Source organism: Flavobacterium sp., assembly GCF_044368625.1.
GTDB lineage: Bacteria > Bacteroidota > Bacteroidia > Flavobacteriales > Flavobacteriaceae > Flavobacterium.
Map to the genome: position 1 here is coordinate 1 of NZ_JBIPPD010000036.1, position 20,567 is coordinate 20,567.

Sequence of the window (20,567 nt, forward strand, 5' to 3'; positions counted from 1 at the left end):
CAGAACCGTTTTTTTCTGGGAAGTAATCAAATGATACTGCAACCTAACACTTCCACTTCCCGCAATACAAGGTAAACCACAAGGTTTGGCGATTGAACTTCACTTGATAGCACCTATCGAAGCGCCTTTCCTATGTCTCATTTTAAAATTTACAATTATGAAAAAAATTATTTGCACTGTTTTGTGTAGTGCCGTTGGCTTGATCGCTGTTTCTTGCGAGGTTGATTCTTTTAACGAAAATGCGTTAAAACCAGAGCGATTTACGGAATCTATTGAAAATGCCAGCTTTGCAAGCCGGGACAGTATTCCGTCGGACAATTCTACTACTATCGGAGAGGGGGAAGGACCTGGAGATGGCGTATTTCCAATAAAACCGCCAAAAAAAATAAATTAGTGGTGGTAATTTGTAATTAAATAGTAATTTCGGGGAAAAGTACAGACAATGTATCGTTCCCCGATTTTTGCTTTTATCCTACTCTTGTTTGCTTTTTCTTGTCAAAAAAAGGACAAGAATTTTGACGCAGTAACGGAAGCAGTAGCACCTTCTAGTGACACTTTGATTTCCTTTTATGCCGACAAAGGGGGGGCTTTTCAAGCCAGTCAAAATTACGATAGTGCCTTTTATTACTTTAACAAATCCAAGGAGCTAGCCCAACTCAGCAAGGATTATGATTATATGACTTATAATTTGTTGGCAATGGTACAACTTTATCAATATTCTGGGGATTATGCCAATAGCGAAGAGACGTTGACAGAAGCTTTGCCGTTCTTAGAAGAACATTCAGAATATCATTTGGCTGCGTTGAATTTATTTGGCATTGCCGCCAAAGAAGTAAAACATTATGACGAAGCCATTCGTTATTATAATCAATTGATGCCACTTGCCAAAGATTCGCTACGGCAATCCATCTTGGCCAATAATATGGCTACTATATACACCGAACAGCACCTAAACACAAAAGCCATAGCTGTTTTAAAACCGTTTTCGGATGCGGCGTTTTTGGACAGCTTACCTGAGCAAAAAGCCCGGATTATCGATAATTTGGGATATGCTTATTTTAAGAACAACCAACCGAACATTGGTTTGCCTATGCTAAATGAGGCACTGGCACTCCGAAATAAAGCGAACGATACCTACGGTAGTATTATGAGTTATCTGCATTTGGCCGATTTTTATCAAGTTAATAATCCATCTAAAGCAGTTGAAAATGCCCGCCAGGCATATGCTCTTTCAACCAAGCACAATAGTGTTGACGAGCGCTTGGAAGCATTGGACTATTTGATGCGTTATAATGATAAAGTAGGTGTAAACCCTTTTGCAATTCAATATGCCACACTCAACGACAGCTTAAATTTGGCACGGAATACAGCCAAAAACCAGTTTGCAAAAATCAAATACGATGCACAAAAAGCAACGGTTAAAGCTTTGCGATACAAAACAGAAGGAGCAGAGCTTGCACTTCAATTGCAAAAGAAGCAATTGCAAAATTATTTGATGGGTTTTGGTTTGTTGCTTTTAGCGCTTTTGATAATTTACCTCATACATTATTACAAGGGTCAAAATACGCATCAGCGTTTAAAAGCCAGCTATCAAACTGAAACACGCATTGCCAAAATGGTGCACGATGAACTCGCCAATGACGTTTTTTATACAATGAATTTTGCCGAAACACAAGATTTAATGAATAGCGACAAAAAGGAAAAACTCTTGGATCATCTCGATCAGATTTACCATAAAACCCGAAATATTTCGAAGGAAAACAGTCCAATTGATACAGGCGAAACGTTTTTTATTCATTTAAAAGAAATGTTGAATAGCTATAAAAGTTCGGACATTAATGTGATTATCAAAAAGGGCAATCCGATTGATTGGGTCAAAATTTCCGACGATAAAAAAATTGCTTTGCAGCGTGTGCTTCAGGAATTGATGGTGAATATGAAAAAACACAGTCAGGCAACATTTGTTGTGATTGGATTTGATGCGGGTCTGAAACACATAAATATCTCCTATTCCGATAACGGAGTGGGTTGTACAAATGCAACAATTTTGAAAAATGGTTTGCAAAATGCGGAAAACCGTATTCAAGCAATTAAAGGACGCCTTACCTTTGACTTTTCGAGCCCTAGAGGGTTTAAAGTTGAGATTGTTATACCTATTTAAATGCCGTTTTTATGTTTTCAAAAGTTTTAATTGCTGATGATATTGATTTTAATGACTTGGGTGCGGCCCAAGTTTTAAAAGATTTGGGAGTGAAAGAAGTGCATTATACCAAGTACTGTGATGATGCAATACTGAAATTGAAAAGAGCCGCCTTGGATGAAGTTCCCTATGATTTACTTATTAGCGACTTGTCGTTTAAGGCCGACCATCAAATAAATGAATTGAACTCTGGTCAAGAATTGGTGGAGAAATCAAAAGAGCTCTTTCCAGATTTAAAAATAATTGTTTTTTCGATAGAAGACCGATCGCACCGGATCAAGATGCTTTTTGATGATTATGGCATTGACGGTTATGTTTTAAAAGGCAGAAATACCAGTTTTGATTTAAAAACGGCTGTTCAAAATGCATTTATTGGTCGGCAAAACAATGTATCGGCCGAACTCTATTTGCAAATACAAGAAAAAGCAACGATTGAAATTGATACATACGACATTATTTTACTCAAAAAACTTTCTCTTGGCGTTTCTCAGGAGCAGATGGAACAGCTGTTGAAGCAAGAAGGCATTTCTCCCCACAGTAAGAGTTCTATTGAAAAACATTTAGGTAAACTCAAAGTATATTTTCAGGCCAATAATTCGGTGCATTTGATAGCCATTGCCAAAGATTTGGGGATAATTTAATGCTGTTGCAAAAACTTTTTTAAAATAGTTCGTCCAATTACGGGAAACCGTAACACAACTGTTTTTAGAGCTACTATTTTTGAAAAAGTAAAAGCCATGAGATTAAATCTGAGCAATCATTGCATGGGATGATTGTAAATTTTAATCATCAAATAATTTTGGTAAATTCAGCCATACAATGTTAATGTAGTTTTAGGAGTGTAAATTTATTTATGCTCCTATTTTTTTTGGATAGTATGTCAGTTTTTGCCAGAAAAAAAAGCAATTAGATTTGATACATCAAATACCCAATCATTTGGGATTGCATTATTAATCGAATTCAGGTGTTTGAATTTCTTTTAGATTCGGGAATTATTTTAATTTTAATGGATGAAGTAAGCATTCGCTCCATACCAAAAAGAAACTTCTGAAAAAGAATTTAGATTCGGATTGGGATGTTTGGGTTAACGGTATTATTGTTTCAGCAGAAGGAATTTTTGCGGGTGCAACTCCAGTGGTAGTGTATGGTCAGGTAGCCGGCATAGCTGAAATTAAAAATCAAACCTGTTTGCGATCATTAAAAATCCGTCTGACAAACGAGTTTTTTTTTACTATAGAAAATGCCGAGTGAAACAGCCATTACAAAAAGCAGCGATATATTGGAAGATACAGGTACAAGGGGAGGACAATTAGTTTCTACACATTCATCATAAAGTTGCCCTTCAATATATTCACACGTGTATGGATTCCATTCCATAAGATAGTTGCAAATTTCGCATGGACCACCTGTTGGTGGCGGTGGCTGAGGCCCTGGACAAGGAATTGCAGGTGGTGGTTCAGGTCCGTCAAATTGTGCGTAAGAAAATTGAAAAATTAATAATATCGTTATTACTAATAAAGTAAATCTCATTGTACTAGATGTTAAAGTATAAAATTAAAAAAAAATATTTAACATTTATAGTTTGTTAACATTTAATTTTTTTTAAAAATGTATAAAAACTTGCTTTTTTAGAGACAAAATTAATTGTAATACAGTGTTAAAATGAGGTCCACAATCGGGCTGTTGAGATGTACAAGTTGAAAATCGATGATCGACTTGTAAATGATGGCTGTCTAAATTTAGTTTGATAGTATGTATGCCAAAGAGGAAAAAGGTTTAGACGAGAAAAGTGTTACTTTTTTTATAATACGAGTAGAACTCGGCATTAGTGCCAGCGCTTGTTTCTGGTTTTTGAGTTCAGCAGTACAGTATTTGCGGCTGTTCTTGAAGTTACTGAAAGAATCATTGGAATCATTGTTGATTTCATTTCAATACATTAGTTTGCTGTAAAATTGCGGTTTGATTTCTTAAAAAAATGTTGATTTTTTCCAGTGTATTTTTGAATTAGTGCTTCATACAACTGGTTTTCAGTTTTTCTAAAATGTTCATAATGACAAAATTTAGCTTTTATCTTTCTTTTTCTTCTGTTGAAATAAATGTATAAAATTTTTTAAGATTTTCCTTTTACAAACTTAGGATGACATTAACAGTAGGTACCGTCCTAAAATAGGTTGGCTAAAAATTAAACACATTTAGTAAACTATGGAAACCCCAGAAGGTGTTTTTTTGCACAGGATTCAATCATCCATCGAGGAACAAGGTCAATAATTTGCCGAATAACGGGCTTTTTGATATTTTTTTTCGGCTGAAGAGTGCCACAAAATTATTTTTATTTTTCGCAAAATAAAAATAAGGGAATCTCAGGCACTTTTTATTTTAAACTTTCGGATGATAGTGATTTTTAATGGGTCATTTTTGTTTTTCTATATTCAATTTGTAATCGTTGATGCGTAAAATTTCGCCGTAAAAAAGTTGAGTTGCTCTCATAATTAGTTCAAGAATCCGAGATGAAAAAGGGGAGACGCATTTATTACCGTCAAGGTTTGGTTCGCGATCAATTCTCAAACTGGCTTCTTCCGGTACAGTTCCATAAAAAACAGTTGCCTTGCTGGTTTGTTTTGTGAAGTTGGGAGTTGATTGGAAAGTAGAAGCTAGCATTTAATGTTCTGTAAGTTGAATTGAAAAGGCTACAAGGTCGGAGGATACGAACGTCGGGAATATACTTCGCAATGCTTTTTTGTTTTCGGAGTTTATTGGTTTCAATCCATTCGCAGTTAGAGTCCTCAAAGAACGTAACAGCGTCTTCGAACAGCAGTGAATATTGATTTGGCAGATTCTAGCGGTTCGTATAAACCTACTTATTATTCATTCGCTCAAAATAAAGTTCAGGTAAAATGATTTTCACGTCCTCTTTGGTTTCTTCTTTTTTCCAGTATACGATGAAATTTACTTTGGCACTTTTCAATTCGTAGTTTTTCGTCTTCATCGTATCAATTTGATTCATGAATTGCTTTGAAAATCTCAAAACCGATTTTCCATTGCTGTCTAAGCATTCATCTCCATTTAACGTCAGCACGTCCCCGCTTATAAGTTTCGAAATTAGAGCTTGTCTATGGATGAAATAATCCAACCAAACATCTTTAAGCGACAAGTGAATGACCAATTCATTTGGTGGTAGGTGGTTTTCTCTGTTTTCACTTCGCACTACGTTTTGAGTTGTGAAGTTATCAAAAATAGAAGTATTTTGATGAATTACTAAATTTCGTTTGGCTCTCGTTAGAGCTACATAGAGTTGTCGTTTGGCAGCATCTGTAGCGAGATTGTAGTTTTCGAGCATCAGAAAAACAGTATCAAATTCTCTTCCTTTTGCTTTATGGATGGTGGAAACAAAAATCGTCTCGCCGCCTTCCTTGAAGAAGTCCTCTAACTTTGATTCACGAATAAAAATTTCTAAATCGGATTTGTATTTCTTTTTTGGGTTTATAAATTCAAAATCTTTGATGATATTTGCTACAATCTCAAATTTGGTACTGTGGCGAAACTTGTTCACCAACTCTCGTTTTGCATTTAACCAAATAAGATCGTCGATGATAATAATAGCCTCCGTCAAATGCAGTAGACTTAAAAAGTATTGAACTTCATACAGATTATAAAGGTTGAAGGCGTCATTGGACTGAATTAATTTTGCTTGTATATTGTTTTTTAAAAGCAGCCCTGTAATTTGTAGCGCTTCTTCATTTGTCTTGGTAAGCACACAAGTGGTTCCCGAGAGTCCGGTGGATAAAATATCGGCGACCAATGGATTAATGAGATTTCCACTTTGATAATGCACAATCTTTATGTTTCCATCGTAACTTTGCATGGCAATGATTGGCGTTTGTTTCAGACGGCTTGAAATGTTTTTTACAAACTGATTAGAAAGATCGACGAGATTAATGCTGCTTCTGTAATTTTCTACTAATTCGTGTTTGACCGCATTGTTGTCTTGGATGAATTGCTCTAGATATTTTGAACTCGCTCCTCTGAATTCGTAAATATTCTGATCGTCGTCACCAACTGCAATTACCCTCATTTCTTCGTTTTGCTCCATTAAAGTGCGGATCAACTCGAATTCATCGCTGTCCATATCCTGTGCTTCATCAATCACCAAAACGGTTTTTGTTATCCGGCTCGTTTCGACTTCATTGTTTTTTATTTTTTGAATGGTCTTTTTGATAATTTCGCTAGATTTCTCTAAGCTGCCCACTCTGCCTAGCAAGTCAAAACAGTAGGAGTGGAAGGTTTTTATGTCAATAAAGTAGGCGGCGTTTCCGATGAGGGCAAGCAAACGCTTTTTAAATTCTGTGGCAGCTGCTCTTGAAAAAGTAATCATCAACAATTGTTCATGTTTTACATCTTCCATTAAAAGCAAGGATGCCAGTTTGTGTACCAAAACTCTGGTTTTTCCGCTTCCTGGACCAGCAGCAACAACAATGTGTTTTGTTTCGTTGTCGTTTATAATTTTTAATTGCGTAGGCGAAAGTGTTCCAAAAAGTTGTTTAAATTTAGTAGGTGTAATATTTCGCTTAATATCATCTTGTCGGCTTCCTTTGAAATATTTATTGAGAAACGAAGTATAGTTTAAATTAAAATAATCTTCTACAAATTGCAAAGCATTCTTGTAATCATCAATCATTTTCTTGGCATATTCACCCACAATGTGAATTTGCTGGACTTTGTTTTCGTAGAATTGATGTAGCTTTTGATAATCGTCTTTTGTATATTGTTTTTTATTATTTTGTTCTGTTCGTTCGATGGTCAAACGATTGTATACCACCAGAAATCCCCCTTCTATTTTTATGGACTCGATTCTTGATAAATAAAACAGTGTATCTTCAATATCGTCCAATACGATGTCTAATTTAAACATACTTACACTTGCTTCATATGCCTCTTTGAGCTCGTGAACAGAAAATTCAACTAATACTTCTTCTTTTGTAGCATCGTCTTTTTCAGCAATGATATTACTTTTTTCATAAAGAAACGCAATAATAAAGTGGGCTAGAACATGTCTTTTCTCTAGTTTCTCTTTCAAAGATACTATGGGGTGCAAAGAAAGTACAGCAACATGGCTTTTGGAATCTATATTTTTGCGTTTAATCCAATTTTTAATAGACCAAAAATTTAAAATGGTTTTGATTTTGTTAATGCTAACGTCTAATAAACCAATGGTATACGCTTCTTCATTGAGTTCTTTTAGAGAAAGTACTTTTTCTTGTTCTTCGATAAAAGGAAGCAAAAAATTTTCGATTTTGCTGAAAGTTTCAACGGTATAAAGCGAACGATTTTTGTTTTCTCCTTTTTTGATATAGGCGGTCAAATCTTTTGCGTCGGCTAAAATTTTTTCTTCACGCAGCAAACGGATGATATTAATCACTTCTTCTTTTACAATCCCCAAATGGTCGCTGATGTAATCAATTCTCGATTCTGCTACTTCGTCATTGGACGCTTTTCTGCTTTTACTTGAAAAAAGTTTTTTGATGATTCGTACCCCTTTTTCTTTTTGTTGTTCTTCAAATCGTTCCGAAGCGTTAATTTTATCGATGGCTTCCTGTGCGTTTTTTGAGAGAATGCTGTCGGCAAAAATCCTTGGCATGTTTTGACCTCGTTTCAAATAGCCCGCATCTTCTAACGCGGCAATAGCTGTTGTTACCCGTGTTTCAATCTCTACAACATTATCATCCCATCCTGCTTTTCTTGCAATCTCTAAAGCGGAGTTTGAAACCGTTGATCGGAATCTTGTGATATCTTTTATTGCTTTCCAAATCTGCTGGATTTCTTTGATGGACAGTTTGGTTTGGTTTAAAAGAATAAAATGTTTGCTCAAATCTTCTTCGTTAAACAACACAAAACAATCCGCGGTACTGTTTTCATCTCGTCCGGCTCTGCCAGCTTCCTGAACATAGTTTTCAAGTGAATCTGAAATTTCATAGTGGATAACCATTCCGATATCTTTTTTATCAACACCCATCCCAAATGCAGATGTCGCCACCATGATTTGTGTGGCACCGGTAATGAAATCGTCCTGATTTTCAGATTTTTCTTGCTTATCCATTTTTCCGTGATAGGCTTTTGCACTAAAGCCATCTGTGGACAATCGTTTTGCCAGTAAGAATGCTTTTTTTGTTCTTGATACATAAATGATTGTCGGACAATTTTTTTCTTCAATTAAATCACGAACGCTTTGATATTTATCTTCTTCATCGCCTTTTTCAAATACTTTGTAGTGCAGGTTTGATCGTGATGCTTTAGAAGTATAGAGCTCAAGGTCTAAAGAAAGTTTCTCTTTGAAATAGGCGCTTATATCTTCAATTACTTTTTGTTTGGCGGTAGCCGTAAAACACGAAACAGGAATGCCGTCTTCCAAATTTTTCTTTTCTTGGATGGACTTGATGAAATCCCCAATGTACAAATAATCGACTCTAAAATCTTGTCCCCAGGATGAAAAACAGTGTGCCTCATCTATAACAAATCGGGCAATTTTTCTTCCTAAAATCAAACGCTCAATGGTTTTTGAACGCAGTGACTCAGGCGATATATACAGTATTGAAGCCGAACCGTCTTCTACTCTTTCTAAAGATTTGGATCTTTCAATGGGGTCTAGTAAACCGTTGATTGTTACGGCATCTGTACTACCGATTTTTTCGAGATTATCAACTTGGTCTTTCATTAGGGATTGCAGTGGTGAAATCACAACGGTTAATCCTTTTGAAGTGGCTCCACACATCAATGCCGGAACTTGAAATGTAATTGATTTTCCGCCACCAGTAGGAAATACAGCTAATATCGATTTGTTGTCAATCGCTGCTTTTACAGCCTTTTCTTGCAAGGGCTCCCCTCCGTAACTTCTATATGAGTCATAACCAAAGAATTTTTTTAATCCCTTGTGGGGGTCTAAAGCATCGTTGCAATATACACAACCTGTTACACAAGGTTTATTGCGCAAACGGAACATTATTTGTTCTACTTCGGGATAATTCTTTAAAACCCAGCGAGGCGTTATCGAGTGTACTTTTTTGTAATGAATGAAGGAATGGATGATGGACAAACAGTAAGCAAGTTCAATTGGATGTTTTACAATTATATTTGTCAAATCTACTTGTTCGCAAATTTCGTCCTGGAATTTGATTCGAATGAGGTGCTCAATGGACGTACTTGTGCATAAATAGTCTATAAAACAGAAAAACGATTGAAATTCTTTTACATCTTTCAACAATAAATAAAAAATTTGTTGCAGCGTACTATCGGCTCGTTTGAAAGCAGTAATTTCATCATAAAACAAATCCCTTGCTTTAATGGAGTCGTTCAGTGGATTGTTACTTTCCTCTGATTGCAACTTATCATCTTTTAAAAGAGCGTGATAAGGATTTGTTGGAAAAAGCAACGGAGAAAGAAACAAAGTGTCAATAATCTTGACGTCTTTGAGTCCTGCTTCATGCAACGCTTTGTCAATGTATTTTATATCGTGATTGAAAATATTATGTCCGCAAATGAATTTTGTTCCGTTGAGAAAATGCATAAACTCAGACACCGAATTTTTGTGAAACCAACTGCTGTTATCTTTAACACTTCCTATGTCAAGAATGGTTCCCCTCTGAGGTTCGATTTCGGTGTCTATGAATGCTATTGAGTAGTAGTTCTCCAATCAGTAGTAATTATTGTTGTATAGTTATTATTAGTTAGTGACCTTTTTAATTAACCGCTACTTTTTATATCTGCAAAAAATTAGTAGTAATTTAATACAATGATAAAAAAAAAAGCAATACGCAGCTAATTTCTACACGTAAACAGTGACTATTTCCAAAAATCAATTCACAACCTTTAATCCAACAGCATAATATTCCATATCCAGTCCCAAATAAAAGTAAAAGGCTACTATTGTATGAATTGTTACTATTTCTATATCACCTCTGTAGTATTGGTTGTATTTAATTTTTATTTTGTTTGTACAATGTTCGGTTGGAGTGGTTACTCTTTTTGAGTTGAAGATGTTCTTTCTGATTCCTGGGAATGCTGCTTTAGGAGGGTTCCGAAGTTTCGGGATACTCCCTCGATTTTTCATAGGCAAACAGCGTACAGCTTCGCGATAGCAATCGGGACAGGTACAACTCCTAAAAAAAGGTATAAAAACAATCGCTTTTCAATGAAAAAAAAGCGATTGTTGTACATTAAAAAGGGGTTTATATTTTAAAAATACCTCCAATTTGCAAGATTTTCTGCAGAAACATAAAGTCTTGCGAAGCCTTGTCGGTGGGACTGTTTGTGGTTCGGATATCGGGCATGTTGATATAACCTCCTTTTAATTCGCCTTGGATATAAAAATGTTTGAAAAAAGTGATGTTTAAACCTGCTTTTGCCGAAATTCCATATCCTGACAAATGAAAATCGTCGTGCCGATCACGTCCCAAAAGCTTTGTATTGGTTTTGGGATATAAAATTCCAGCTCCCAGACCTTCTGTAATATTGACTTGAATTATGTCTGTATTTGGAAGGTATAAAAATTTAGAAATATCATCAAAACGGGAAACTTCGGTATGTAAGTAATTGAGTCCGTCGGTATGTTCGAACATCAAAAATTCTTCGGTAAGCAACACTTGATTGTTGGGTAATAATTCGCCATAGCTTCCTGCATTCGGGTAGGTTCCTGATAGGTTGACTGCCTCATTTTGATTCATTACGTATTTCATGTGATCGACTCCCAAGGTGATGCTATAATGATCGGAAATGAAGTAACCCAAACGCATAGTGGTTTGCGGAATGGTCATTCGGGCAGGATTGATGTAGTCGATGTGCCAGCCTTTGGGTTTGTCACGGGCGGTTACGTCGTAAATTGTAAAATCGTAGCCATCTCCTTTAAATCGAATGTCGGATTTGGAATAACTATCAGAATTGCCGCCCCACGAAAAGAAAAACTTTCCTTTATTGTGTGCGGTATATTTTTCGGGATTTACAGCTGTATTTTGCGCTAAAACGAGGGATGAAACAGCACAAAAAAAAAGCTGCTAAAAGCTGTTTTTAAAATCAAAATGAATTGGCTTGGGGTTAAAAATTACGAACTGTTTGTCGGATGGCAACTAACTTTTTCATTAAATCTTCAAAGTAATCCAAGTGGAGCATGTTGGCTCCGTCGCTTTTGGCATTGGCAGGATCAAAGTGGGTTTCAATAAAAATGCCGTCTACGCCAACTGCAATTCCTGCTTTGGCAATGGTTTCGATCATGTCCGGTCTTCCGCCTGTAACACCTACCGTTTGATTGGGTTGTTGCAACGAATGGGTCACGTCCAAAACAGTTGTAGCATATTGCTGCATGGTAGGAATGCCTCGGTAATCAACAATCATGTCTTGATAGCCAAACATCGTTCCACGGTCGGTAACCATCACGTTTTGGTTGTTGCAATCCAATACTTTTTGTACGGCATGTTTCATGCTTTCGGGACTCATAAATTGTCCTTTTTTTAAGTTGACTACTTTTCCTGTATGGGCTGCAGCCACCACTAAGTCGGTTTGTCGCACTAAAAATGCGGGTATTTGTAATACGTCTACATATTCGGCAGCCATTGCGGCATCTTCATTGGTGTGAATGTCGGTAACGGTGGGTACATCGAATGTTTCAGAAACTTTGCGTAGAATACGTAGGGCTTTTTCGTCGCCAATGCCCGAAAAACTGTCAATTCGAGAACGATTTGCTTTTTTGAACGAACCTTTAAAAACAAACGGAATTTGTAATGTGTTGGTAATTCCCACTAATTTTTCTGCAATTCGCAGTGCCATATCTTCGCTTTCAATAGCACAAGGCCCGGCCAAAAGAAAAAAGTTGTCGCTTTCTAAGTGTTTTATTTTTGGAATATGTTGTAAGTTCATAGGGAAAAATTTAATGGTGCAAAGATAGTTAAGATTTGGTAAACAAATTCTGAAGTTTGACTTAATATTTTATGAATCAGAAGTGTGCTTTTCTAACTGCTTTTTTTGTATTTTTACGATAGGATAATAGCTTTTTGCTTTAAATTTTTTCTAATGTGTGCTCAATGCTATTCAGTAATGAATATGAAGTAGGCAATAAATGGGATTGATTTACCTCTTCAAGTAGCGCTCTCAAGTCCTCCTTGGTTGAAAGGTGGGTGTGTCCGTTTATGTTAATGACATTAGAGGTCTGGGTTTAAATTTTAATACGTTATGAAATCGCTATTAACCACATGTTCGCGCAAGCAATTGAAAATGCTTCGCCAGTTCGCAAGCTCGGGTCATCGAACACCGATGAAATCTATACTATTGTGAGATAAACACCAATAAATAAAAACGATACCCTATATAACCGCTAAAAAATCACTTTTACACATATGAATAAAATACTACTAGTGCTACTTTTTATAGCCTTTTCAAACTTGGCAACAAGTCAAACAATGCAAATTAATAATGTAACTGTTGCAACCAATGATAATGCGATTGATGTCACCATTCAAACTACCAGTCTTAACGGTGCGGGTTTCTTAAGTAATTCTTATACCGTTACAGGGAATGTGATTGATATTGAATTGTGTTATTGGTTTAACGTTTTGGCTCCCGTGTTAACATTTACCGATGTTATTTCCATTCCGCTTGAAACGCCAGGAACTTATACCCTTAATGTAAGTTTAGTGCTATCGTCATCAATGGAAGTTTGTAATAATTTTGCCAATGCCGATACCTTTTTTCTTCAATACAATCATTTATCTTCGGAAAATTATGCTCGGAATCAGCTCAACATTTATCCCAATCCATCCTCGGGTATTATTCATTTTAATGGGCTTGACGCCAATATAAATCGGGTAGAGGTGTTCGATATTTTAGGTAAAAACATTAAAAATGAAGTGTCATTTTCTCAAACATTAGATTTGAGCGATTTGCCAAACGGCATGTATTTGGTTGTATTCGATACTGATAAAGGCATGATAAACAAGAAAATTGTGATACAGAAATAATTAAAACAACACTCAAAACGTTGTTATGGAATGCAAAAAAAGGATGAATCAAAAAGCCCTTTATTAATACCGACCTTAAATCAAAAATTATGAAAAAAACACTACTTCTTTTCTTTTTATCGCTTTTCAATTTTCAGGCTCACAGTCAGTTTATGCAAATTCTAAGCACGCAAACCACCACAGTTGCCAATGGTATTAATATAAATTTACAAACAGGTACGGGTCATGGAGCGGGATTACTCAGTAATTCATACACCATCACTGGCAACGTTATTGAGCTAGATGTTTGTTATTGGTTTGACAACACACTACCCATTTTGTATTTTACACACAATTTTTTTATTCCGCTTTCCACTCCTGGGGACTACACTATTAACATCCATATTTTGATGTCGCAATCTACACAAGTATGTGATAATTTTGCCAATCCTGCAAACATAAGTGTGCCGTACAGCTTTTTATCCAGGTCTCAAAACGAGTTGGCTGAAATTAAAATATATCCTAATCCCACATCAGGAACTGTTTTTTTTACGGGACTCGATGTTGCAGCAAGTCAACTTGAAGTATTCGATATTTCAGGAAAAGTGGTATTTGCTCCATCTCAATTTGATGGTTCGAAGGTGGATTTAACCCACCTGCAGGACGGTATTTATTTTATTAAAATCCACACAGAGTCGGGTACTGTAAATAGAAAAATAATGCTCCGAAAATAATTAAAATGTTTTCAGTCCAAAACCTTTCGGTACCATCAGCATACTTTTCTCATAGCTGTTGAGGTACAGCGTTATGGGCGTTTTTTGGCCAACCCATTTTACTTCGTAAACATCAAGTAGTGCCGCTCCTGAAACCGAATTTTTACTCGGAAACGGACAGCAAACGCCTGTTTTTTTGTAAAAAATCTTTTCGCCCTTAGGGCCGGTTAACGCATTGAAAAACCGTTGGGGGTTGATCGAATCATTTACTGTGGTTTGATAAAAAACATTGATGGGATAATCCTGGTCGTACCCATATTTTTCGTCGGTTGCAAATTCTGTGATGATAAAAGCATTTTGCTTGTTCACAACCAAATTGGGAGCTGTATCATCCACATTTTTTAACGTGGACTTGGTGCTTATACATGCAAAAAACAGGAAACTAAGGCCTATCAAAATAAGTAAACGCGTTTTCATAAAATTACTTTTTAACTTTGGTTTGCAAAAATAAAGCCACAATTGCAGCGAGTACAACACCAAAAGACAGTGCGCCAAAAATACTTTGGATGATGTAACTGGATAGGTTGAAATAATTGGTAGCGGTTTCTCTTGAATTGCCTTTAGAAACCGAATATTCAATCATGTTTGGAAAAAATTCGGGTGCAATAGCTTTGTGAAAAATGATTTGGCAAATGGGAGTCAGTAGGGCGATAACAACCGTTAAAAAAATTCCCGCCGTACAACCTTGTTTCCAGGTCATTTGGTCTTTGAAAAAATCTTTTTTCTTTTCTTTGATAGCGACGTAATACACAAAAAGTGTTACAAATGTAAAAAGTAAAGAATACAGCGCGTGGTCGCTAATTTTAGCTTCATAATAGCCGCTACTTTTTTCGATATACAGCCAAAAAATCCATAAGAATGCATAGCGAATGCCCCATTTAATTTCAATTGCAAATTTATTCATCCCTTAAATTGTTTTTAGTTCAGCAAAATTAAACCAATATTTTTATCCGAATGCTTTTGCACCTAAAAATGATTAATATTCTTACTTTTGCTAGAAATTTTTTTACATGGAACAACTTAATGCTACGTGGCCTTGGTACATTTCAGGATTTATTATCGGAATGATCATGATTTGCCTTAATTATTTTGGAAAAGTTTTCGGAATGTCTTCCAATCTCCGAACGCTTTGTACTCTTGCAGGAGCTGGAAAGCACACCGATTTTTTCAAATTCGATTGGAAGTCGCAAATTTGGAATTTGATGGTCGTTTTAGGAGCGATGTTAGGCGGTTTTGTAGCGGTTCATTACCTGCACGATGCCTCTAATGTAAGTCTGAATCCCGATACGGTCGCACAATTGGCCACGCTACAAATCCAAGCACCTGATGGCAAATTAGCTCCCGACGCTCTTTTTGGAAATCACGTTTTTCAATCGCCCAAGCTGATTTTTATTTTGCTCATTGGTGGCATTTTCATTGGATTTGGTTCGCGGTATGCCGGTGGATGTACTTCTGGGCATGCAATTGCGGGTTTGAGTAATTTGCAAATTCCTTCGCTCAAGGCGGTAATTGGTTTTTTTGTAGGAGGTTTAATAATGGCTCATTTTATTTTGCCGTTGATTTTTTAGATTGGTAATGCAACGTGTTGGTCAAATGAATGGTATTTTCAATTCGTAAGATCACATTTTACTTCAATAAATTTTTTTTTAGGCAAATTTTTTGCCAACCATAAATACAACAAAATGAACTATTTAAAATATATAATTGTCGGCTTTATTTTTGGAATTGTTTTAACAAAATCCGAAGCCGTTTCATGGTACCGCATTTACGAAATGTTTCACTTTCAGTCGTTTCACATGTACGGAATCATTGGCGTTGCCGTATTTACAGGAGTTGTGGGTTTGCAACTCATCAAGCGATTTAAGTTAAAAGATATTCAAGGAAACCCGATTGTCATTGCTGATAAAGAAGCCGGATCTGTTCGATACTGGGTGGGGGGTATTTTCTTTGGATTGGGTTGGGCATTGGTTGGGGCTTGTCCAGGGCCCATTTTTATTCTTTTGGGAGCGGGCATTTTACCAGTAGTTTTTATTTTAATTGGAGCGCTTTTGGGGACTTATTTGTACGGACTTCTAAAAGACAAACTTCCTCACTAATTTTTTACGTAAACGAATTGTTTTGGTAGGTGGCGATGGAATCTAATAACATTATTCAATTAAATTGCAATATAAAGCTAAGTTATTTCGTTTACCTTGCAACTCAAATTATAAACCTAAAATTAAACAAATGAAAAAGATCAAAGCATTAATGTTTGCCTTCGTTTTGGCTGGAATGACTGTAGTTTCGTGTAGTGACGACGATAATGCCGGTCCAGCAGCAACAATTGATGGTAAGTGGAATCAAACAAAAACGGTTGTTTCATTAAACGGACAATCAGTGACTCAAAACTACAACGAAAACGTAGCGGGTTGCGATAAAAACTATATTGAATTTGCTGCAGCAAGCGTTTTTAATGAAGCCGTGTATTTCAAAGCTGCAGGAAGTGGAGATTGCCAGATTGATATGGCCGATGCTGGAACTTGGTCCAAATCGGATGCTACACTTGTTATAAACAACAGCGGATTTCTTGCAGGAACGTACACCATTACGCGACTAACGGCTTCTAATTTAGAAATTGCAACGACCGACAATGTTGGAGGTATTACCACAACAAGTACAGTTTTCTTCACCAAAGCCAATTAATTGCTGAAAAAAAATTTAACCAAAAAAAAACCTTGACTTTTTAACGGTCAAGGTTTTTTTTTAAATCAATTCGGCGCTCAGTCCTGCTTCTAGAAGTAACGAACATTGCGGTTTGAGTTCTTCAAAAGATCCTGTTTTTACCGTACATTTTCCTTTGTAATGTACCAAAATCGCACATTGTTCGGCTTGAATAGCAGAATGTTCGCACACTTGAATTAAGGTTTCAATTACGTGATCAAATGTGTTGACGTCATCGTTATACAATACGATTTGGTTGTTTTGATCAATCGCTTCCGCAACGGAAACTTCCTCTAGTATTTGTTCTCTTGTACTCATAATCTTTGTTATAGTTTGTAAGTTGTACGTTTTATTCGAGTACTGACGTACGCCTTTTAATTATTTTTTTATCACCGCTAATTTACGTATTTCAGAGAAATCCAATTGTTTCTTTCTAATTTTTTAACAAAAAGCAGTCCTTTTTCAGTACTCGACTCGTTAATGGCATCGAAATCTTCGTTGTAAAAACCACTTAAAAATAGTGTTCCATTAGGGTTTAAACAATCCACATACTGCTGCATGTCGTTTAACAAGATGTTTCTGTTGATGTTGGCTATAATTACGTCGTACTTTTTGCCTACTAACAACGCTGCATCTCCTTCATAAACCGCAATGTGTTTGCAATTGTTTCGTTCGGCATTTTCAATCGAGTTGAGGTAACACCAGTTGTCAATATCAATGGCATCAATGGGTTCGGCACCTTTCATTTCGGCCAAAATTGCTAAAATCGCTGTTCCGCAACCCATATCCAGCGTTTTCAAACCCCGAACATCAGTTTCCAACAAATGCTGAATCATCATGTGCGTGGTTTCGTGATGGCCTGTTCCAAAACTCATTTTTGGTTCAATCACAATATCATATGCTGCTTTTGTTTTGGGATGAAAAGGAGCTCGAACATGGCAAATGTGATCTACATCAATGGGTTCAAAGTTTTTTTCCCACTCTTCATTCCAATTCACTTGAGCAATTTCTTCAACCGTGTAGGAAATCGTAAATTCGGGGGAATCTAAAATTTCGATATCCGCTAAAATGGTTTCCGTCCACAACTCTTTTTGTACATAAGCCACAATACCAAAGTCGCTATCCACGAAACTTTCGAAGGCTTTTTCGCCCAATTCGGCAATTAAAATTTCAGAACCCAATTCTTTAGGTTCGATTGTAAAATGATACGCTAAATAGATGTTTGACATGACTCTTTTTTTTTTGCAAATGTACTACTAACGAAACAGATGATTGAAATAATTATTGGTAAGTTTGCACAAAATTTACACTTTACAAACATGAAAAGAGTTCTGCTATCGTTTTTACTGCTTCTCGTTTGGAATAATTATGCTCAAGTAAGTATTCAGCAATCCAAGGATGACAACGATTTAAAATTATCGTCGTTGCCCTATTACAGTTTTGGTAAAGGTTTGGGATTGACCTCTCCAGACAGTTTGTTCCAGTTAAATATTCGTTTTCGGATGCAAAGCCGTGTTACCTATTTTGATAGCGAAGAGCAAAGTCCCGCCTACGATGGTCAAATAAGACGTTTACGCTTGCGATTTGACGGTTATGTAGGAAACCCAAAATTTTTATATGTGATTCAATTATCTTTTGCACCAGGCGATGTGGGAGAGTACCAAGAAGGCGAAAATGTGAACATCATTCGGGACGCCGTTATTTTTTACCGTCCCAATAAAAACTGGAACATTAGTTTTGGACAAACCAAATTACCAGGAAACCGGCAGCGCGTTAACTCGTCGGGTGCTTTACAACTCACCGACCGAAGTATCAACAATGCGCGATTTACCATTGACAGGGATTTTGGATTCCAAGTACACAATATAAACGAATACCAAAATCGGTTTTCGTACAACTTGAAAGCAGCACTTTCAACAGGCGAAGGTAGGAACATCACCGGAAGAGCGGACGATGGCGTGGCTTTGACCGGTAAAGTAGAGCTTTTTCCGTTTGGTGCTTTTACCAAGGACGGAACTAATTTTGAAGGAGACATTGTTCGGGAAAAAAAAGCCAAGTTTATGTTTTCGGGTGCTTTTCAGCAAAATAATAATTCGCAACGCACACAAGGCCAGTTAGGGGCGTACTTGTTTGATACGAAAACCACGCAATCCGTATTGCTTGATGCGATGCTCAAATACCAAGGCTTCTCGTTGATGTCAAGTTATATGTCGCGTTCGGTTTCGGATGATGCATTAAGTTTCAATCCTTTGGATGCTACTGAATTTAATTATGTGTATGTGGGAAATGGCTTTGACTATCAATTGAGTTATATGTTTAAAAACAATTATGAACTTATTGGAAGGTACTCGTTGCAGCATGTTTCAGCCGAAATACATCCATTTACACCGCATTTAAAACAATACAGTTTGGGATTGACCAAATACATATGGGAACACACCTTTAAATTGCAAACGGAGGTAACGTACAACACTTCTTATGATTTCAATCAATCCACCCGTAACGATTGGTATTTCCGATTTCAAGTAGAAATTGGCATTTGATGCTTTGATGGGTCTGTTTTTTAGAGAATCAGCAAATATTTACACAAAGAACATCTAATTTGTTAAAAGTGTCAAAAAATTTACCAATTTCTTTGCAGTATTGTTTTTTTAAAATTATTTTTACGCCTGTTAATTAAACCTTATATTTTTATTATGAAAAAAATCTTTTTATTTCTAGCAATCGCAAGTACAACTATGTTTGTTTCTTGTTCGGATGACGATTCAGCAGCAGCAGCAGCAACTTCTATTACTTTAACTGCAAGTTCTACAACTGTTACATTAGGTCAATCGGTTAACTTGACAGTTGCTGATAATTTAGGAGCAGATGTAACTGCTACTTCTACATTTTTTAATGGAACTGCTTCTATTACAGCAGCTTTTACTCCAACTGCACCTGGAACTTATACTCTAACAGCTAAAAACGGAACATTAACAAGTGCTGCTGTTGTGGTAACAGTTAACGTTGCTCAAAATACTATTTTTGCAAATGGTACTTCGTATGTTACCAATAAATCGATTATGACTTACTTAGGTTCGACTATGCAGGGAAACAATATATTTATTGCAAATACTTACAATGAAGTTGGAGATCCAGCTACATATCCAAATGACGTTTATGTATTATTTACAGCACGTCAAACACCAGGTACTACATCACTAACGTTACCAACGCTTCGTGCATACGCCTTTGGTGCAATAACTGCAGAAAACGTTACAGTAGATGCTCAAGTTTTTGTTAATTCGGTTGAAATTTTAGCACCAGAAGTGACTACTGATACTACTTGGACTTTAACTGCTATTAGTGCAACTGATACAGCGCAATCTTGGGCTTATAATTATGGCATTAAATTAGCAAATGGTTCTTATGTTTATGGAAGCTATAGTGGAGATTTTGTTTTTGAAAGTGATGCTGAAAAAGGTTCAAAAAGCGCTGATATGAAAGTTGTTACTGTTACTCCAGCTGAATTACAAGCAAATTTGAGAGCAGTATTGGCAAAAAACAAAAGATAATCTGTATCAAAAAAAATTCAAAACCCGATTGTGCAAGCAATCGGGTTTTTTTTGTGCAAATGAGTTTAGGTAAAGGAGTTATTATAACGTTATTTTTATAAATTTCAAACCTTTGCAAACACACAGTAAGGGTGAACAGTGTTCTACGTTTCTGTGTTTTAGATACAGTTAGGATGGTTTTAAACCTTACAAACCATACGTTGCGAAGGATTTTAATCCCTTCAGAATATTGTAGTTAAAAAAAGGTAATGTGGTCAAAAATAGTTGGTAATTTTTCAATTTAAATTAATTATATTACCACATCAAACTGAAGAGGACATTGGCTCTGCTGAGGAGCAACCAATCAGCAATAAGTTTGACACAT

19 protein-coding genes and 1 pseudogene are annotated in these 20,567 nt (G+C 36.3%); 11 read left to right on the forward strand and 9 right to left on the reverse strand.

Features of this window, described 5'->3' with window-relative positions:
- The first annotated feature begins 157 nt into the window (after positions 1-157).
- Genes ACIQ2X_RS04610 through ACIQ2X_RS04620 form a run of 3 tightly spaced genes read left to right on the forward strand, consistent with a single transcriptional unit; the run spans position 158 to position 2,841 of the window.
- The gene (locus tag ACIQ2X_RS04610; protein ID WP_396177734.1) at positions 158-394 is read left to right on the forward strand and encodes a hypothetical protein; all 237 of its coding nucleotides are present in this window, start codon (positions 158-160) and stop codon (positions 392-394) included.
- Between the two features lie 48 nt (positions 395-442).
- The gene (locus ACIQ2X_RS04615; protein ID WP_396177735.1) at positions 443-2,161 is read left to right on the forward strand and encodes a hypothetical protein; all 1,719 of its coding nucleotides are present in this window, start codon (positions 443-445) and stop codon (positions 2,159-2,161) included.
- Between the two features lie 11 nt (positions 2,162-2,172).
- Positions 2,173-2,841: a response regulator transcription factor gene (locus ACIQ2X_RS04620; RefSeq protein WP_396177736.1), complete on the forward strand. Its 669-nt coding sequence runs from the start codon at positions 2,173-2,175 to the stop codon at positions 2,839-2,841.
- A gap of 556 nt (positions 2,842-3,397) precedes the next feature.
- Here the strand turns inward: ACIQ2X_RS04620 and ACIQ2X_RS04625 are convergent.
- Positions 3,398-3,730: a hypothetical protein gene (locus ACIQ2X_RS04625; RefSeq protein ID WP_396177737.1), complete on the reverse strand. Its 333-nt coding sequence runs from the start codon at positions 3,728-3,730 to the stop codon at positions 3,398-3,400.
- A 222-nt stretch (positions 3,731-3,952) separates the two neighbouring features.
- Between ACIQ2X_RS04625 and ACIQ2X_RS04630 the strand changes: the two genes are divergently transcribed.
- On the forward strand, positions 3,953-4,150 hold the full coding sequence (locus ACIQ2X_RS04630) for a hypothetical protein (RefSeq protein WP_396177738.1): 198 nt from the start codon (positions 3,953-3,955) through the stop codon (positions 4,148-4,150).
- 459 nt (positions 4,151-4,609) lie between these two features.
- Here ACIQ2X_RS04630 and ACIQ2X_RS04635 read toward each other — a convergent pair whose 3' ends face one another.
- The 4 genes and pseudogenes from ACIQ2X_RS04635 to kdsA all read right to left on the reverse strand — a co-directional run bounded on the left by ACIQ2X_RS04635 (position 4,610) and on the right by kdsA (position 12,100).
- Positions 4,610-4,858 carry a hypothetical protein gene (locus tag ACIQ2X_RS04635; RefSeq protein ID WP_396177739.1) on the reverse strand — a complete coding sequence of 83 codons (249 nt, stop codon included), beginning with the start codon at positions 4,856-4,858 and terminating at the stop codon, positions 4,610-4,612.
- A gap of 196 nt (positions 4,859-5,054) precedes the next feature.
- The gene (locus tag ACIQ2X_RS04640; protein WP_396177740.1) at positions 5,055-9,884 is read right to left on the reverse strand and encodes a RecQ family ATP-dependent DNA helicase; all 4,830 of its coding nucleotides are present in this window, start codon (positions 9,882-9,884) and stop codon (positions 5,055-5,057) included.
- Between the two features lie 535 nt (positions 9,885-10,419).
- A pseudogene (locus ACIQ2X_RS04645) lies at positions 10,420-11,205 on the reverse strand (hypothetical protein); the annotation flags it as partial.
- A 76-nt stretch (positions 11,206-11,281) separates the two neighbouring features.
- Positions 11,282-12,100 carry a 3-deoxy-8-phosphooctulonate synthase gene (kdsA, locus tag ACIQ2X_RS04650; RefSeq protein ID WP_396177741.1) on the reverse strand — a complete coding sequence of 273 codons (819 nt, stop codon included), beginning with the start codon at positions 12,098-12,100 and terminating at the stop codon, positions 11,282-11,284.
- Positions 12,101-12,576: 476 nt separating this feature from the next.
- Here kdsA and ACIQ2X_RS04655 point away from each other — a divergent pair, with 476 nt between their 5' ends.
- Both ACIQ2X_RS04655 and ACIQ2X_RS04660 read left to right on the forward strand, forming a co-directional pair.
- Entirely contained in the window at positions 12,577-13,197 is a 621-nt protein-coding gene (locus ACIQ2X_RS04655; protein ID WP_396177742.1) for a T9SS type A sorting domain-containing protein, read from the forward strand.
- Between the two features lie 89 nt (positions 13,198-13,286).
- Entirely contained in the window at positions 13,287-13,910 is a 624-nt protein-coding gene (locus ACIQ2X_RS04660) for a T9SS type A sorting domain-containing protein (RefSeq protein ID WP_396177743.1), read from the forward strand.
- Here ACIQ2X_RS04660 and ACIQ2X_RS04665 read toward each other — a convergent pair whose 3' ends face one another.
- Both ACIQ2X_RS04665 and ACIQ2X_RS04670 read right to left on the reverse strand, forming a co-directional pair.
- Positions 13,911-14,366 carry a 2-dehydro-3-deoxyphosphooctonate aldolase gene (locus ACIQ2X_RS04665; protein ID WP_396177744.1) on the reverse strand — a complete coding sequence of 152 codons (456 nt, stop codon included), beginning with the start codon at positions 14,364-14,366 and terminating at the stop codon, positions 13,911-13,913.
- A gap of 4 nt (positions 14,367-14,370) precedes the next feature.
- On the reverse strand, positions 14,371-14,853 hold the full coding sequence (locus tag ACIQ2X_RS04670) for a DUF4199 domain-containing protein (RefSeq protein WP_396177745.1): 483 nt from the start codon (positions 14,851-14,853) through the stop codon (positions 14,371-14,373).
- A gap of 106 nt (positions 14,854-14,959) precedes the next feature.
- On the opposite strand from ACIQ2X_RS04670, the gene ACIQ2X_RS04675 reads away from it, so the two are divergent.
- The 3 genes from ACIQ2X_RS04675 to ACIQ2X_RS04685 all read left to right on the forward strand — a co-directional run bounded on the left by ACIQ2X_RS04675 (position 14,960) and on the right by ACIQ2X_RS04685 (position 16,631).
- Positions 14,960-15,517, forward strand: coding sequence for a YeeE/YedE family protein (locus ACIQ2X_RS04675; protein WP_396177746.1), 558 nt, complete (start codon positions 14,960-14,962; stop codon positions 15,515-15,517).
- Between the two features lie 114 nt (positions 15,518-15,631).
- Positions 15,632-16,045 (forward strand): DUF6691 family protein, encoded by a 414-nt coding sequence (locus ACIQ2X_RS04680; protein WP_396177747.1) that lies wholly within the window; start codon positions 15,632-15,634, stop codon positions 16,043-16,045.
- Positions 16,046-16,175: 130 nt separating this feature from the next.
- Positions 16,176-16,631, forward strand: coding sequence for a lipocalin family protein (locus ACIQ2X_RS04685; protein WP_396177748.1), 456 nt, complete (start codon positions 16,176-16,178; stop codon positions 16,629-16,631).
- A gap of 60 nt (positions 16,632-16,691) precedes the next feature.
- Here ACIQ2X_RS04685 and ACIQ2X_RS04690 read toward each other — a convergent pair whose 3' ends face one another.
- Together ACIQ2X_RS04690 and prmA are read right to left on the reverse strand one after the other, a co-directional pair.
- Positions 16,692-16,967 (reverse strand): ATP-dependent Clp protease adaptor ClpS, encoded by a 276-nt coding sequence (locus ACIQ2X_RS04690; RefSeq protein WP_396177749.1) that lies wholly within the window; start codon positions 16,965-16,967, stop codon positions 16,692-16,694.
- 77 nt (positions 16,968-17,044) lie between these two features.
- Positions 17,045-17,878, reverse strand: coding sequence for a 50S ribosomal protein L11 methyltransferase (gene prmA / locus ACIQ2X_RS04695; protein WP_396177750.1), 834 nt, complete (start codon positions 17,876-17,878; stop codon positions 17,045-17,047).
- 90 nt (positions 17,879-17,968) lie between these two features.
- Here prmA and ACIQ2X_RS04700 point away from each other — a divergent pair, with 90 nt between their 5' ends.
- Positions 17,969-19,192 carry a porin gene (locus ACIQ2X_RS04700; protein ID WP_396177751.1) on the forward strand — a complete coding sequence of 408 codons (1,224 nt, stop codon included), beginning with the start codon at positions 17,969-17,971 and terminating at the stop codon, positions 19,190-19,192.
- Positions 19,193-19,345: 153 nt separating this feature from the next.
- A complete protein-coding gene (locus tag ACIQ2X_RS04705; RefSeq protein WP_396177752.1) occupies positions 19,346-20,203 on the forward strand; it encodes a hypothetical protein in 858 nt (285 codons plus the stop codon).
- The last annotated feature ends 364 nt before the right edge of the window (positions 20,204-20,567 follow it).